This window comes from Cryobacterium sp. Y82 (assembly GCF_002929495.1).
Taxonomy (GTDB): Bacteria; Actinomycetota; Actinomycetes; order Actinomycetales; family Microbacteriaceae; genus Cryobacterium; species Cryobacterium serini.
In genome coordinates this window covers 113,669-127,575 of record NZ_PJJJ01000037.1, presented here as the reverse complement: position 1 = coordinate 127,575, position 13,907 = coordinate 113,669, and the positions used below count along the sequence as shown (strand labels likewise).

Annotated in this window: 13 protein-coding genes and 1 riboswitch; of the genes, 9 read left to right on the top strand and 4 right to left on the bottom strand. The window is 65.7% G+C overall.

The features are described 5' to 3' along the window. Positions 1-26 precede the first annotated feature (26 nt). Positions 27-1,484 (bottom strand): amino acid permease, encoded by a 1,458-nt coding sequence (locus CXY70_RS15890; RefSeq protein ID WP_369852852.1) that lies wholly within the window; start codon positions 1,482-1,484, stop codon positions 27-29. A gap of 417 nt (positions 1,485-1,901) precedes the next feature. Between CXY70_RS15890 and CXY70_RS15885 the strand changes: the two genes are divergently transcribed. Genes CXY70_RS15885 through mnhG form a run of 6 tightly spaced genes read left to right on the top strand, consistent with a single transcriptional unit; the run spans position 1,902 to position 8,216 of the window. Further along, positions 1,902-4,850, top strand: coding sequence for a Na+/H+ antiporter subunit A (locus CXY70_RS15885; protein WP_104193314.1), 2,949 nt, complete (start codon positions 1,902-1,904; stop codon positions 4,848-4,850). Further along, positions 4,847-5,377, top strand: coding sequence for a sodium:proton antiporter (locus tag CXY70_RS15880; RefSeq protein WP_104193313.1), 531 nt, complete (start codon positions 4,847-4,849; stop codon positions 5,375-5,377). Before CXY70_RS15885 ends, CXY70_RS15880 begins: the two co-directional genes overlap by 4 nt. Beyond that, positions 5,374-6,981, top strand: coding sequence for a Na+/H+ antiporter subunit D (locus CXY70_RS15875; RefSeq protein WP_104193312.1), 1,608 nt, complete (start codon positions 5,374-5,376; stop codon positions 6,979-6,981). The genes CXY70_RS15880 and CXY70_RS15875 overlap by 4 nt, the downstream gene beginning before the upstream one ends. Beyond that, the gene (locus CXY70_RS15870; RefSeq protein WP_104193311.1) at positions 6,978-7,574 is read left to right on the top strand and encodes a Na+/H+ antiporter subunit E; all 597 of its coding nucleotides are present in this window, start codon (positions 6,978-6,980) and stop codon (positions 7,572-7,574) included. Before CXY70_RS15875 ends, CXY70_RS15870 begins: the two co-directional genes overlap by 4 nt. Positions 7,575-7,576: 2 nt before the next feature. Continuing rightward, on the top strand, positions 7,577-7,846 hold the full coding sequence (locus CXY70_RS15865; protein WP_174844548.1) for a monovalent cation/H+ antiporter complex subunit F: 270 nt from the start codon (positions 7,577-7,579) through the stop codon (positions 7,844-7,846). A 37-nt stretch (positions 7,847-7,883) separates the two neighbouring features. Further along, the gene (mnhG, locus tag CXY70_RS15860) at positions 7,884-8,216 is read left to right on the top strand and encodes a monovalent cation/H(+) antiporter subunit G (RefSeq protein WP_104193310.1); all 333 of its coding nucleotides are present in this window, start codon (positions 7,884-7,886) and stop codon (positions 8,214-8,216) included. A gap of 87 nt (positions 8,217-8,303) precedes the next feature. Here mnhG and CXY70_RS15855 read toward each other — a convergent pair whose 3' ends face one another. Further along, positions 8,304-9,398 (bottom strand): LLM class flavin-dependent oxidoreductase, encoded by a 1,095-nt coding sequence (locus tag CXY70_RS15855; protein ID WP_104193309.1) that lies wholly within the window; start codon positions 9,396-9,398, stop codon positions 8,304-8,306. A 28-nt stretch (positions 9,399-9,426) separates the two neighbouring features. Between CXY70_RS15855 and CXY70_RS17885 the strand changes: the two genes are divergently transcribed. The 3 genes from CXY70_RS17885 to CXY70_RS15845 all read left to right on the top strand — a co-directional run bounded on the left by CXY70_RS17885 (position 9,427) and on the right by CXY70_RS15845 (position 11,980). Next, the gene (locus CXY70_RS17885) at positions 9,427-9,573 is read left to right on the top strand and encodes a hypothetical protein (protein ID WP_158251006.1); all 147 of its coding nucleotides are present in this window, start codon (positions 9,427-9,429) and stop codon (positions 9,571-9,573) included. After that, positions 9,551-9,639: riboswitch (ZMP/ZTP riboswitch) on the top strand. (Overlaps the previous gene by 23 nt.) Before the next feature lie 23 nt (positions 9,640-9,662). Beyond that, positions 9,663-10,955, top strand: coding sequence for a serine hydroxymethyltransferase (gene glyA / locus CXY70_RS15850; RefSeq protein ID WP_304481728.1), 1,293 nt, complete (start codon positions 9,663-9,665; stop codon positions 10,953-10,955). Between the two features lie 140 nt (positions 10,956-11,095). Then, the gene (locus CXY70_RS15845) at positions 11,096-11,980 is read left to right on the top strand and encodes a bifunctional methylenetetrahydrofolate dehydrogenase/methenyltetrahydrofolate cyclohydrolase (RefSeq protein WP_104193308.1); all 885 of its coding nucleotides are present in this window, start codon (positions 11,096-11,098) and stop codon (positions 11,978-11,980) included. Between the two features lie 118 nt (positions 11,981-12,098). Here the strand turns inward: CXY70_RS15845 and CXY70_RS15840 are convergent, their stop codons facing one another. Then, the gene (locus CXY70_RS15840; protein WP_104193307.1) at positions 12,099-12,641 is read right to left on the bottom strand and encodes a gamma carbonic anhydrase family protein; all 543 of its coding nucleotides are present in this window, start codon (positions 12,639-12,641) and stop codon (positions 12,099-12,101) included. Positions 12,642-12,715: 74 nt separating this feature from the next. Next, positions 12,716-13,879: a galactokinase gene (gene galK / locus CXY70_RS15835; RefSeq protein WP_104193566.1), complete on the bottom strand. Its 1,164-nt coding sequence runs from the start codon at positions 13,877-13,879 to the stop codon at positions 12,716-12,718. Positions 13,880-13,907 lie beyond the last annotated feature (28 nt).

Sequence of the window (13,907 nt, the reverse complement as noted above, 5' to 3'; positions counted from 1 at the left end):
GCGTGACGCTCAGAGAAAGCGGACGGCTAGTGGCGGGGTCGGTCGGACAACGGACGGTTGGCGACCACCGGTACGTGGCCGGTGAAGCCCTCGCGGGCCGCCGCGATTTCGAGTATGCGGCCGCGGCAGGCGTACCAGCCGATCATCAGTCCCGGAATGATGAGCACCAGTGAGCTGATCGTGAGCGTGCCGACCGGCCAGTCGAATGCCATCAATACGAGCACCGCGACCAGGAACACGAGTGTCACGTAGCCGGAGTAGGGCGCCCACGGCATGCGAAAAACCGGGCGCAGCAGAATGCCCCGTTTGGCCCAGGCTTGCAGTCGAAGCTGGCACAGCACGATCATGCCCCAAGCACTCACGATGCCGATCGCAGCCATGTTGAGCACGATCTCGAAGGCATCGTCGGGCACAATGGCGTTGAGTCCGACGCCGAGCAGCGTCACGATCCCGGTCAACAGGATGCCGCCAAACGGCACCCCGTTGCGGCTGATCTTGCCCGCGAAGCGCGGCGCCGAACCGGCGAGCGACATCGACCGGAGTATGCGTCCAGTGGAATACAGGCCCGCGTTCAGCGAAGACAACGCTGCCGTGAGTACGACGAGGTTCATGATCACGTCGACGCCGTCGACTCCGATCGTGGCGAAGAAGGTGACGAACGGGCTCTCGCCCGCTTTGTAGGCCGTGTATGGCAAGAGCAGCGAGAGCAGCAGGATCGAGCCCACGTAGAACACGGCGATGCGAATAATGACCGTATTGATCGCCTTCGGCATCACCTTCTCGGGGTTCTTCGTCTCGCCCGCGGTCGTGCCGACCAGCTCGATCGAGGCGTAGGCAAAAACGACGCCCTGGACGACCAAAACGGATGCGATCAGCCCGTTGGGCAGCCAGCCCCCGTTTTCGCCGATCAGCGTAAACCCGGCCGTGGCGCCGTCCAGCGGCGTGCCGAAAATCACCATCCAGGTTCCGACGATCAAAAATGCCACGATCGCGAGCACCTTGATGAGCGCAAACCAGAATTCCAGCTCACCGAACACCTTGACCGAGAGCAGGTTGAGGAACATGACCAGGCTGAGGGCCGCGAGGGCATACAGCCACTGCGGTACCGAGCCGAACGGTGCCCAGTAGGTGGCGAAGAAGTTCATGTACAGGGCAACGGCTGTCACATCGACGATGGCTGTCATGGCCCAGTTCAGCCAGTACAGCCAGCCGGTTACGAATGCCGTCTTTTCGCCGAAGAACTCGCGTGCGTAGGACACGAAGGATCCCGAGCTCGGACGGTGCAGCACCAGTTCACCGAGCGCCCGCAGAATGAGAAAGGCGAAGAAACCGCAGATCGCGTAAACAAAGACCAGGGCGGGGCCTGCGCTGGCCAGGCGTCCGCCAGCACCGAGGAACAGCCCGGTGCCGATCGCCCCGCCGATCGCGATCATCTGCACGTGGCGAGACTTGAGCCCCTTATGCAGCGCGTCATCTTCGTGCACGCTCAGGGCGTCTTCGATGTGCTCGAAGGGGGTCTCCTCGGGCGGATTCGCGTGGTCGTGGTGTCCGTGCGGCTCAGAAGACGAGGCACCCGGTGCGGGAGTGGGGGAGGGCTTCTGGCCGCGGGAGGGGCTCACAACGGTGCTCGATTTCGCTGGCCGGACGCTCAGGAGCAACTTCTACACAACAAGTGTGCATTCAAAGAAGCGGTCGAGAGCGGCACGGGAAGTGGCCGGAAACTGTACACTCGCGCGCTTCTAGCGGCGGGCAACGTCGGCCGGGGGGATGAAGTAACCCTACCCCGCGGTCCCCTGAGCTCGGCTGTGAGAGGCGCCGACATCCCTCTTCCCCGTTCGGGTGCCGTCTGTTGGCGGGTAGACTAAATCTTCACGCCCCGACCTGACAAGCCTGGAGGACGCATGGTTGCATTCCTTCTCGCATTCGTCGTGTTGTCGGTACTCACGCCGTGGCTCACCCGGCATCTGGGTACCCGCGTCTTCTACCTGATCGCCCTGCTTCCGGCCGGTGCCTTCGCCTACACGCTCACCCAGACGGCCACGGTCACCACGGGCGGGGCCGTAACCCAGTCGATCCCGTGGATTGCGCAGCTCGGCATCAGCCTCTCCTTTCGGGTCGACACCCTGGCCTGGATGCTCGCCCTCGTCGTCACGGGAATCGGCGCCCTCGTACTGGTGTACTGCGCCCGCTACTTCACCGATGACGAGCCGAGTCTCGGCCGGTTCGCCGCGCTGTTGCTCGCTTTCGCTGGCACCATGTACGGGCTGGTCACCGCCGATGACTTGGTGATCATGTTCATGTTCTGGGAGATCACGAGCGTGCTCTCCTACCTTTTGATCGGGCATTACACGCACAAACGTGAGAGCCGCGGCGCCGCCCTGCAGGCCCTGATCGTGACGACCTTCGGCGGCCTGGTGATGCTGGTCGGCGTTGTGATGATCTCGGTCGCTTCCGGCACCACGAGCCTCGCCTATATCGTGGCGAACCCGGTGACCACCCAGATGGGCACCTGGGCGATTCTGCTCATTCTGGTCGGGGCGCTTTCCAAGAGTGCGCTCGTGCCGTTCCACTTCTGGCTCCCCGCAGCGATGGCCGCGCCGACCCCGGTCAGCGCCTACCTGCACGCCGCCGCCATGGTCAAAGCCGGCATCTACATCGTCGCCCGCCTCGCCCCCGGCTACGCCGACAGCGACGGCTGGCTGCCGGTACTCGTCACCCTTGGCGTCTGGACCATGGTCGTCGGCGCCTGGCGGGCGCTGCGCCAGTATGACCTCAAACTGCTGCTCGCCTACGGCACGGTCAGCCAGCTCGGCTTTCTCATGATCGCGATCGGGTTCAACACCCGCGACACCGCGCTCGCCGGTGCCGCACTGCTGCTGGCGCACGCGTTGTATAAGGCCACACTCTTTCTCGTGGTCGGCGTCATCGACCACCGGGCCGGCACAAGGGACTGGCGCAAACTCAGCGCGGTCGGTCGCAGCGCCCCTGCGCTCGCCGTTATCGCGCTCGTGGCGGTCGCGTCGATGGCCGGCCTGCCACCGCTACTTGGTTTCGTCGCCAAGGAGGCCGTGTTCACCTCATTGCTCGACGCCGGTGTTGGCGGTTCCGGCTGGGGTTTTGCGGCGCTGGTCGGTACCGCCGTCGGATCCGTTCTCACCGTGGCCTACAGCATCCGTTTCTTCTGGGGTGCTTTCGGAACGCGCAAGGATCAGCCGGTCACGGTGCTGCACGCGAGCCCGTGGGACACGCTTCTCGCCCCCGGTGTGCTCACGGTGGCGACGATTGGCCTTGGCCTGTTCGCCTCGGTGCTTGACCCGTTGCTCGCGCCCTACGCTGACACGGTTCCGGGCGCTGGCAGCCTGACCGAACCGCCGTATCACCTGGCGCTCTGGCATGGGCTGGAACCAGCGCTGTACCTGAGCGCAGTTGTTCTGCTGCTCGGAGCGCTTATGTTCCGCGCTCGCCGCGGAGTATTGCGGCTGCAGGCTAAGGTTCCTGACGTTATCGATGCCGGTCGCGGCTACGGCAAGGCCATTCGCGGCGTCGACCGTCTTGCGGCCCGGGTCACCCATTTTGCCCAGCGTGGCGGGCTCCCGCAGTACCTCGGCACCATCCTCACCGTTTTCGTGCTCACCCTCGGCTTTGCGGCCTTCGTGAATCGCACCTGGCCCGACACAATCGTGCTCTGGGACTACCCCGGCCAGGTACTCATCGCGCTGATCATGGCCATCTGCGCGGTCATGGCGGCCCGGGTCGGGCAGCGGATGACCGCGGTCATCCTTGCCGGTGTCACCGGTTACGGCCTCGTCGTCCTGTTCGCTTTTCACGGCGCGCCCGACCTCGCCCTCACCCAGGCGCTGGTCGAATCGATCACCCTCGTAATCTTCGTGCTCGTACTGCGCCGCCTGCCCGCAAACATCGCCCAGCACAACAAACCGGTGCGCCCCAAGCGCCGCCTGCTTATCGGCAGCCTCGTGGGCCTCGTGATGGGAACCGTCGGCTTCATCGCGCTCGGCGCTCGCCAGTTCGAGAGCATCGCCGGCGCCCTGCCCCGATTGTCGGTCGAAGACGGTCACGGCGACAACATCGTCAACGTGATGCTCGTCGACATACGCGCCTGGGACACCATGGGCGAAGTGTCGGTGCTCATCGTCGTCGCAACCGGCGTCGCGAGCCTGCTGTTCGTCTCGGGTCGCAACGCCGTCGTGCCGCGCCTGAAGGAATCCCGCAGCCTGCGCTCGGCGGCCAACCGCCGCCGAGTCGTCGCCGATCCCGAACTCTCGAGCGAGGGCCACGCCGTCACCCGGCAGGCTTTTCTACTCGCCGGGCGCAAAAATGATCCACGCAGCCGGTCGATTCTCATCGAAGTGCTCGTGCGCCTGCTCTTCCACCCCGCGATGATCGTGTCGATCTACCTGCTTTTCGCCGGCCATAACCTGCCCGGCGGTGGATTCGCCGGCGGACTTTTGGCAGGCCTGGCGCTCGTGGCCCGGTATCTCGCCGGCGGACGCTACGAGCTCAGCGAAGCCGCCCCGATCGACCCGGGCAAGCTTCTCGGCCTCGGCGTCATTCTCGCCGTCGGTATGGCCGTCGTCTCGCTGTTCTCCGACGGTATCCCGCTCGAATCGGCCTACTTCACGGCGACCGTTCCCGTGCTTGGTGACCTGTCGTTTGGCACCTCGACCATCTTTGACATCGGTGTCTACCTCGTCGTCATCGGCCTGACCTACGACATTCTGCGCAGCCTCGGCAGCGAGATCGATCGGCAAAGCGAGAACGACGAGATCGGACCGCGGCCGGACACCGCCCCAGAGGGCGCATCAACGGCTATTGAGGAGGTCACCCGATGAGCGCCTCCCTCACCCTCGTCATCGTGATGGCCGTCATGTACGCGGCCGGCGTCTACGTGATGCTTGAACGCAGCCTCACCCGGGTGCTGATCGGCTTTCTGCTGGTCGGCAACGCCACCAACCTGCTCATCTTCATCATGAGCGGCCGACCGGGCAGTTCCCCCATCGTTACCGATGCGAGCGTTGAGGACATGGTCGATCCGATTCCGCAGGTGCTCATGCTCACCGCGATCGTGATCAACTTCGGCATCACCGCGCTGCTGCTCGCCCTCATCTACCGGTCCTGGTGGCTGGCCCAGCTCGGCGACGAGGGCGATACCCTCACCGACGAACACGCCGCCGAGAGCGCCGACGACGCCGACACCACCTTCCGTTCCTCCTCAGACGACGACGATGCAGTCGCCGAATCGATCGACGAGTTCGAGCGCGGTGACGGCGCGACGAGCGACGAAGACACCGTCTCCCACAAGAAGGATGCTGCCGGCCGGGCCGCCGCATCCGCTTCTGATCGGGGGGACGCGCGGTGACCGCCCTCGTTCCCCTCATCGTCTGCCTGCCGCTGCTTGGTGCTGCCATAGCGCTGATGCTCGGCCGGCGCCGCCGCCTGCAGGTGCTGGTCAGCGTGCTGAGCCTCACCGCCGCCATGGTGATGAGTGCCGTGCTGCTCGTACTGGTCGACCGATTCGGCCCTGCCGTGGTGCAGGTCGGCGGCTGGGAGGCACCGTGGGGCATCGTGCTCGTCGTCGACCGGCTCTCGGCGATCATGCTGCTCATCTCGGCGCTCATGCTGCTCGGCGTGCTGCTGTTTGCGGTGGGCCAGGGCATCATTGACGGTGATACCGAAACACCGGTTTCGATTTTTCACCCGACCTATCTCGTGCTGGCTGCCGGACTGTTCAACGCCTTCGTCGCCGGCGATCTGTTCAGCATGTATGTCGGTTTTGAGATGCTGCTCTCGGCCAGCTATGTGCTCCTGACCCTCGGTGGCACCGGCGCCCGCATTCGAGTGGGCATCACCTATATTGTCGTGAGCCTGGTGTCGTCCATGCTGTTCCTCAGCGCGATCGCCCTCATCTACGGCGCCACCGGCACGGTCACCCTCGCCCTGATCGCTGAGCGGATGCCCGACCTCCCCGCCGACATCCAGCTGGTTCTCGGGCTGCTGCTGCTGATCGCGTTCGGAGTGAAGGCGGCCGTATTCCCAATGTCATTCTGGCTGCCGGACTCCTACCCGACCGCGCCGGCGCCAGTCACCGCGGTCTTCGCCGGGCTGCTCACCAAGGTCGGCGTGTACGCGATCCTGCGCACCCAGACGCTGTTCTTTCCCGACAATCAGTTCTCGATGCCGCTCATGATCGTGGCCGGGCTGACCCTGCTCGTGGGCATTTTGGGCGCGCTCGCCCAGGCCGACATCAAACGGCTGCTGTCGTTCACGCTGGTCAGCCACATTGGCTACATGCTGTTCGGCATCGCGATCGGCACCCCGCTCGCCATTGCCGCGACCATCTTCTACGTCGTGCACCACATCACCGTTCAGACGACCCTGTTTTTGGCAGCGGGGCTCGTTGACCGGGTCGGCGGCACCACATCGCTGTCGCGGCTCGGCGGGCTGCTGGGGTCGTCGCCGCTGGTGGCTATTCTGTTCTTTCTGGGGGCCCTCAACCTCGGTGGTATTCCGCCGTTCTCGGGCTTTCTCGGCAAGATCGCACTCTTTCAGGCCGGCACGATCGTCGGCGACCCAATCATCTACGTTCTGATCGCGGTCGGCGCGCTCACCTCGCTGCTCACCTTGTATGCCCTCGCCCGGGCCTGGAACATGGCGTTCTGGCGGCCCAAAAAGCAGGTCGAGGATTACACCTCGTCGATGTCGATGTCGCTCACCGAAGACCCTGAAGACGCGGGGCTTGTACTCAAGAAGACGATCTCACCGCTCATGGTCGGCGCGACCAGCGCCATGCTCGTGCTGACCGTCAGCCTCAGCGTTTTCGCCGGGCCGATCTTCGACTTGACTACCCGCGCCGCTGCCAACATCAGCTCGCCATCGACTTATATCGACGCCGTGTTCCCTGGCGGCACCGGTTCCATCGCCGACAGTAACGTGGGCACCAACTTCGAGGGTGGCGTGAAGTGACCACACCGCGCGAACGCCTCGAAGCGATCGGCAACCAGATTCCTCCACTGATCGCCCTGATCGTGCTGTGGATGCTGCTCTGGGGCGAGTTCTCCTGGCTCAACCTGCTGGTCGCGTTCGTCGTGGGCCTCGTGGTGACCGTGGCTTTCTATCTGGTGCCGGTGCAACTGAGTGGGCGGGTGCATCCGCTGCACACCGTCGTGTTCTTCGTGCGCCTCATTCTGGATATCGTGCGGGCGTCGATCGACGTGTCCTGGCTGGCCGTCAAGCCCCGGCTGATCGCGTCGAACGCAATCCTGGCGATTCGGCTGCACACCCGCAGCGACCTCATTCTCACCTGGACCGCCGTCGCCACGTCGATCGTGCCCGGCTCGATCGTGGTGGACATCGACCGGGAATCATCTATTTTGTACCTGCACGTGCTCAACATGCACAGCGCCGCTCACATCGAGAGTTTTCGGCGGCAGGTACTCGACACCGAGCGGCGTATTGTGCGCGCTTTCGGCTCTCGCGAAGACGTCGAGCGGATGCGCGGGGTTATCCCCGCAAACCGGCTCGATGCTCGTCGCGCCGACCAAAACAAACAGGGATAATCATGATTCTGCAGATTGTGGCCGTGCTCGCTTCGATCATGTTCGGGATCGCGGCGCTGCTCTCGGTGTATCGCATCGTCATCGGCCCGAGCGTGCTCGACCGGGTCATCGCCTCCGACGTGCTCGTCGCGACGATCATCTGCGCACTCGGCGCCGAGATGGCCCTGAATCGGCATACCGACACCCTGCCGGTGCTGCTCGTGCTGGCCCTGTTCGCGGTGCTCGGCTCGCTGAGCGTCGCCCGCTTTCTGCCCGGCCGGGACAGCGCATGAGTGCCGTCTTGAACCCGACCCGACGCGAGGTGCACGAATGAGTGCCGTGCTGCATGATGTGCTCACGGCGATTCTCGTGCTCGCCGGCGCAACCATGTGCCTCGCCGCCGGAATCGGGCTCATCCGTTTTCCCGACGTCCTGTCGCGCCTGCACGCGGCGACCAAGCCGCAGATCTTCGGTCTCCTGGCCGTGACAGCGGATGTCGCGATCAACAATTTCTCCGTCGGCACAGTGACCCTCGTTGTCGCGATCGTCGTCTTCCAAGCCCTGACAGCGCCGATGGCCGCGCACCTCGTGGGCCGGGCTGCTTACGAGACCGAGCACCGAAGGCCCGACCTGCTCATCGTCGACGAGCTAAAGAACCGCTGACCGGCGGCATCGCTCGCGGCACTGATGGGGGATGACGGCACCTCTACCTCGGGGTGCCTGCTTCCTCAACGAGTGCCGCGAGTGCCACTAGCGCGCGGCGGTCACCGGAGCCACGACGGCCAGACGCAGGGACTCGTGGGTCGGGGCCTCTGGCACGTCGGCCGGGCGGTTCTTCGCGAACTCGCGGCGGAGCACGGGCACGACCTGTTCGCCCAGAATGTCGAGTTGCTCGAGCACGGTCTTCAGCGGCAGGCCGGCGTGATCCATCAGCCAGAGCTGGCGCTGATAGTCGCCGACGTAGTCCCGAAAGCCGAGGGTACGGTCGATGACTTCCTGGGGGCTGCCCACGGTGAGCGGGGTCTGTGCGGTGAAGTCCTCCATGCTCGGGCCATTGCCGTAGACCGGCGCATTGTCGAAGTAGGGGCGGAACCTACGTTTGGCGTCCTGGGAGTTTTTACTCATGAACACCTGGCCGCCGAGTCCGACGATGGCCTGTGCCGCGGTGCCGTGGCCGTAGTGCTCGAAGCGTTGGCGGTAAAACTGCACCATTTTCGCGGTGTGCGAGGCGGGCCAGAAAATGTGGTTGGAGAAGAATCCGTCGCCGTAGTAGGCGGCTTGCTCGGCGATTTCGGGGCTGCGGATACTGCCGTGCCAGACGAAGGGCGGCACACCGTCGAGTGGCCGCGGGGTGGACTGGAACCCCTGCAGTGGGGTGCGGAACTGGCCTTCCCAGTCGACGAAATCCTCGCGCCAAAGGCGGCGGAGCAGGGCGTAGTTCTCCAGGGCCAGCGGGATGCCCTCACGGATGTCTTTTCCGAACCACGGGTAGACCGGGCCGGTGTTTCCTCGGCCGAGCGTGAGGTCCACGCGGCCGTCGGCGACGTGCTGCAGCATGGCGAAATCCTCGGCGATCTTCACCGGGTCGCTCGTCGTGATCAGCGTCGTCGCAGTGGATAGGATGATCCGTTCGGTTTTCGCCGCGATGTAGCCGAGCATGGTCGTCGGTGACGACGGAACGAACGGCGGGTTGTGGTGCTCGCCGGTCGCGAAGACGTCGAGGCCCACCTCCTCGACCTTCTGCGCAATGGTGAGCATGGCCTTGATCCGGGTGTTCTCGGTCGGTGTTTCGCCCGTGGTGGGATCGGTGGTCCTGTCTCCGACCGTGAAAATTCCGAACTGCATACCATCCTCCAAAATTCAATGCGTCTGCATGTATATCAATGTCAACGGCGGGCAGCCCGCAGCTATTCCCGCACTATGCGGTCGATCCGTTCGCGTGGCTCTGGCCGTTGTCGTCCGCGATTCGGCGCAGGCAACGGCATCCGCTGATATGCTGGCGGAGTCGCAACTGGCGTAGCACGAAGATGGGTCACCATCGGGGAGCGACTGACACGGTTAGTGGCCGCACGCCTGGGCCGCAACATCCATATATATAAGGAGAACTCCGTGCCTGATTCCGCCACCGCTTTGACGTCAACCTTCAACGAACCGCTCTCGGTCGTTGACCCCGAGATCGCCGCCGTGCTCGCGCAGGAGCTCGGCCGCCAGCGCGACTACCTCGAGATGATCGCGAGTGAGAACTTCGTTCCGCGCGCCGTGCTGCAGTCGCAGGGTTCGGTGCTCACCAACAAGTACGCCGAGGGCTACCCGGGGCGCCGCTACTACGGCGGCTGCGAGTACGTCGATGTCGCTGAGCAGCTGGCCATCGACCGGGCCAAGAGCTTGTTCGGTGCTGCCTACGCAAACGTGCAGCCGCACTCTGGCGCGACCGCCAACGCTGCCGTGCTCTCCGCCATTGCCACGCCCGGCGACACCATCCTCGGCCTCGAGCTGGCCCACGGTGGCCACCTCACCCACGGCATGAAACTGAACTTCTCCGGCAAGCTGTACAACCCGGTCGCCTACGGTGTCGATCCGGAGACCTTCCGCGTCGACATGAACGTCGTGCGCGACAAGGCGCTCGAGAGCAAGCCGAAGGTCATCATCGCCGGCTGGTCTGCCTACCCGCGTCACCTCGACTTCGAAGCCTTCCGCGCCATCGCCGACGAGGTCGGCGCGCTGCTCTGGGTCGACATGGCCCACTTCGCTGGTCTCGTTGCCGCCGGCCTGCACCCCTCGCCCGTTCCCTATGCCGACGTCGTGTCGAGTACCGTGCACAAGACCCTCGCCGGCCCGCGCTCTGGCTTCATCCTGTCGCGCGACATGGCCCTGGCCAAGAAGCTCAACTCCAACGTGTTTCCCGGCCAGCAGGGCGGGCCGCTCATGCACGTGATCGCCGCCAAGGCCACCGCGTTCAAGCTCGCCGCCGAGCCCGAGTTCAAGGAACGCCAGGAGCGCACGCTGCGCGGTGCCAGCATCCTCGCTGATCGCCTCACCGCCGACGACTCGCGGGCACACGGCATTGACGTGCTCACCGGCGGCACCGACGTGCACCTCGTGCTCGCCGACCTGCGCCACTCCGAGATCAACGGCCAGCAGGCCGAAGATGCCCTGCACGAGGTGGGGATCACCGTGAACCGTAACTCGGTTCCGTTCGACCCGCGCCCGCCGATGGTCACGAGCGGCCTCCGCATCGGCACGCCGGCCCTCGCCACCCGCGGATTCGGCGACGTGGAGTTCGCTGAGGTCGCCGACGTCATCGCCGAGGCTCTCAAGCCCGGCGCCGATATCCCTGCGCTCCGCGCCCGCGTCGGCGCACTCACCCAGGCGTTCCCGCTGTACTCCGGCCTGCAGCAGTAGCTTTCGCGGATGCCGCCGGCCGGGCCGGCCGGCGGCATCCGCTCGCGCCCAGCCCGCCCCGTACCCGGTCATCCCCATCGGGCGGGGCCCGGGCCCCGTCCCAGCGACTGAACTGAACCGAACGACAACAGTAGGGAACCATGACGGCAATCACACTCGACGGGGTCAAGACCGCGTCCGACATCAAGGCCGAGCTGCGGGGCCGTATCGCTGCCCTGCGCTCGCACGGCGTGGTACCCGGTCTGGCCACCCTGCTCGTCGGCAACGACCCGGGCTCCGAGACCTATGTCGCGGGCAAGCACCGCGACTGCGCCGAGGTTGGTATCGGATCGCTGCGCATCGACCTTCCCGGCTCGGCGACCAGCGCCGATGTGCGCGCCGCGATCAAGGATCTCAACAACAGCCACGAGGTGACCGGCTACATCATCCAGCTGCCGCTTCCGGTCGGCCACAACGAGAACGCCATGCTCGAGCTGATCGACCCGGCGAAAGACGCCGACGGCCTGCACCCGACCAACCTCGGGCGCCTCGTGCTCGGGATCGAGGGCGAGCTGCGCTCTCCGCTGCCTTGCACTCCGGCCGGCATCGTCGAGCTGCTGCGCCGCTACGATGTGCCGATCGTGGGCAAGAAGGTCGTCGTGGTCGGCCGTGGCCTCACCGTCGGTCGCCCGCTCGGCCTGTTGTTCACCCGTAAGGGCCTCGACGCGACGGTCACCCTGACCCACTCGCGCACGGTCGACCTGGCCGGGGAGGTGCGCCGCGCCGACATCGTCGTGGCCGCTGTTGGCGTGCCGCAGCTGATCCAGGCCGACTGGATCAAGCCGGGCGCTGCCGTGCTCGACGTGGGAATCACCCGGGTGCACGACCCGCTCACGGGTAAGGGCCGGCTGACCGGTGACGTGCACCCCGACGTGGCATCCGTCGCTGGGCACCTCTCGCCCAACCCGCGCGGAGTCGGGCCGATGACCCGCGCCATGCTGCTCTCCAACGTGGTGAAGGCCGCCGAACAGTCCCTGCTGGGGTAGCGGCTCGGCCGCAGGTAGCTAACGCCGGTAAATTTCGCGACACGCCGTCGCCTCAGCATAACTGGCCCGGCGTGTCGCATGTTTACCGGCACAACGGACGCGCGGCATTTACTCGCAGCTAGTGCTGGGCGAGGGCTGCGCGGTGCAGCTCGGTGTGCTCGAGATAGTTCTTTGCGTTATGACGGATGCTGGCGATCTCCTCGTCGGTCAGGGGGCGCCGAACCTTGGCGGGGACACCGGCTACGAGCGATCCGGGCGGCACGACGGTGCCACCGAGCACGACGGCTCCGGCAGCCACGAGCGATCCGGAGCCGATGACGGCGCCGTTCAGAATGGTCGCGGCCATGCCGACGAGCACGTTGTCTTCAATCGTGCAGCCGTGCAGCACGGCGCCGTGCCCGACCGACACTCCGGTGCCGAGAGTGAGAGGAAAGTCGGTGTCGACGTGGCAGGAGACGTTGTCCTGCAGGTTCGAACCGGCCCCGATCGTGATCGGCTCGAGTTCTGCGCGCAGCACGGAGTTGTACCAGACGCTGGCCCGGTCGGCGAGGGTGACATTTCCGACGATGACGGCGCCGGGGGCGATGAACGCGGTTTCAGCGATGCTCGGAGCCGGGGTGTTCGGCAGGGCAATGATTCGGGCGGCGCGCTCAGTAGTCATACGCGTCAGCCTAGCCGAGCCGCTCCCGGGGCCCCCTCCGTTGAGAAGCCCCGAGAAGCCCGGGACCTAACGGCTCAGGGGCGCTCGCCACTGTCGCGGGCTGCCCCATCGGCAGCGTGCACTACGAACAGGTCGGGGGTTGCAAAGCCTCGCTCGGCGAAGGCCGCCATCACGGCGGCCGTCACGGCCGGCACTCGGTCGGTCGGCGTCAGGGCGATGGCGGCGCCACCGAAGCCGCCGCCGGTCATGCGCGCGCCGATGGCACCTGCACTCCGGGCGGTGTCCACGGCCACGTCTAGTTCGGGGGCTGAAATCTCGAAGTCGTCACGCATCGACCGGTGTGAGGCATCCAACAGCGGTCCGATCGCGGTGCATCCGCTCGATCGCAGGATCTGCACGGTGTCGAGCACGCGTTGGTTCTCCGTCACGATGTGACGCACTCGGCGAAAAGTTTCGTCGTCGAGCAGTGCGTGCGCTCGGGGGAGATCGTCCAGGCTGAGATCGCGCAGAGCCGGCACGCCCAAAGCGCGGGCGCCGGCCTCGCACGACGTTCGGCGGGCAGCGTACCCGCCCGTCGCGTGCGAGTGGCTGACCCGGGTATCGATGATGAGTAGCTCGAGGCCTGCCGGGTTGAGTCCGAGCGGGATGACCTCGGCCGCGAGGCTTCGGCAGTCCAGAAAGACCGCAGCGTCGGCCTGGCCGAGCAGCGATGCCGATTGGTCCATGATGCCCGTCGGGGCACCGACGACCCGGTTCTCGGCGAGTTGGCCAACACGGGCCAGCGTTGCACGGTCGAGGCTCAGATCCCACACGTCGTTGAGGGCTACCGCGACGGCGCTTTCGAGCGCTGCCGACGACGACAGCCCGGCTCCTACCGGCACGTCGGAGTCGATGTAGACCTCGAAGCCCGGCATGACAGCGAGGTCCGCTCCGAACTGCCCGAGTGCCCAGGCCACGCCCAGCGGGTACGCTGACCAGCCGTCGAGGTTCTCGGGAACCAGCTCGTCAAGGGAAACCTCGACGGTCTCGGCCGCGAAAGAACTCGCTACGCGAACGACTCGGTCGGTTCTGGTCGCGAGCGCAACGACCGTGCGCCGGTCGATGGCGAGCGGCAGCACGAACCCGTCGTTGTAGTCGGTGTGCTCACCGATCAGGTTGACCCGGCCGGGCGCCGACCACAGGCCTGTCGCCAATCGATGAAACCGACTCTGGAAGCCAGCCTGGGCCGCGCGATCCAACGCGCTGACGGCGCCGGCGCCGTCAGCA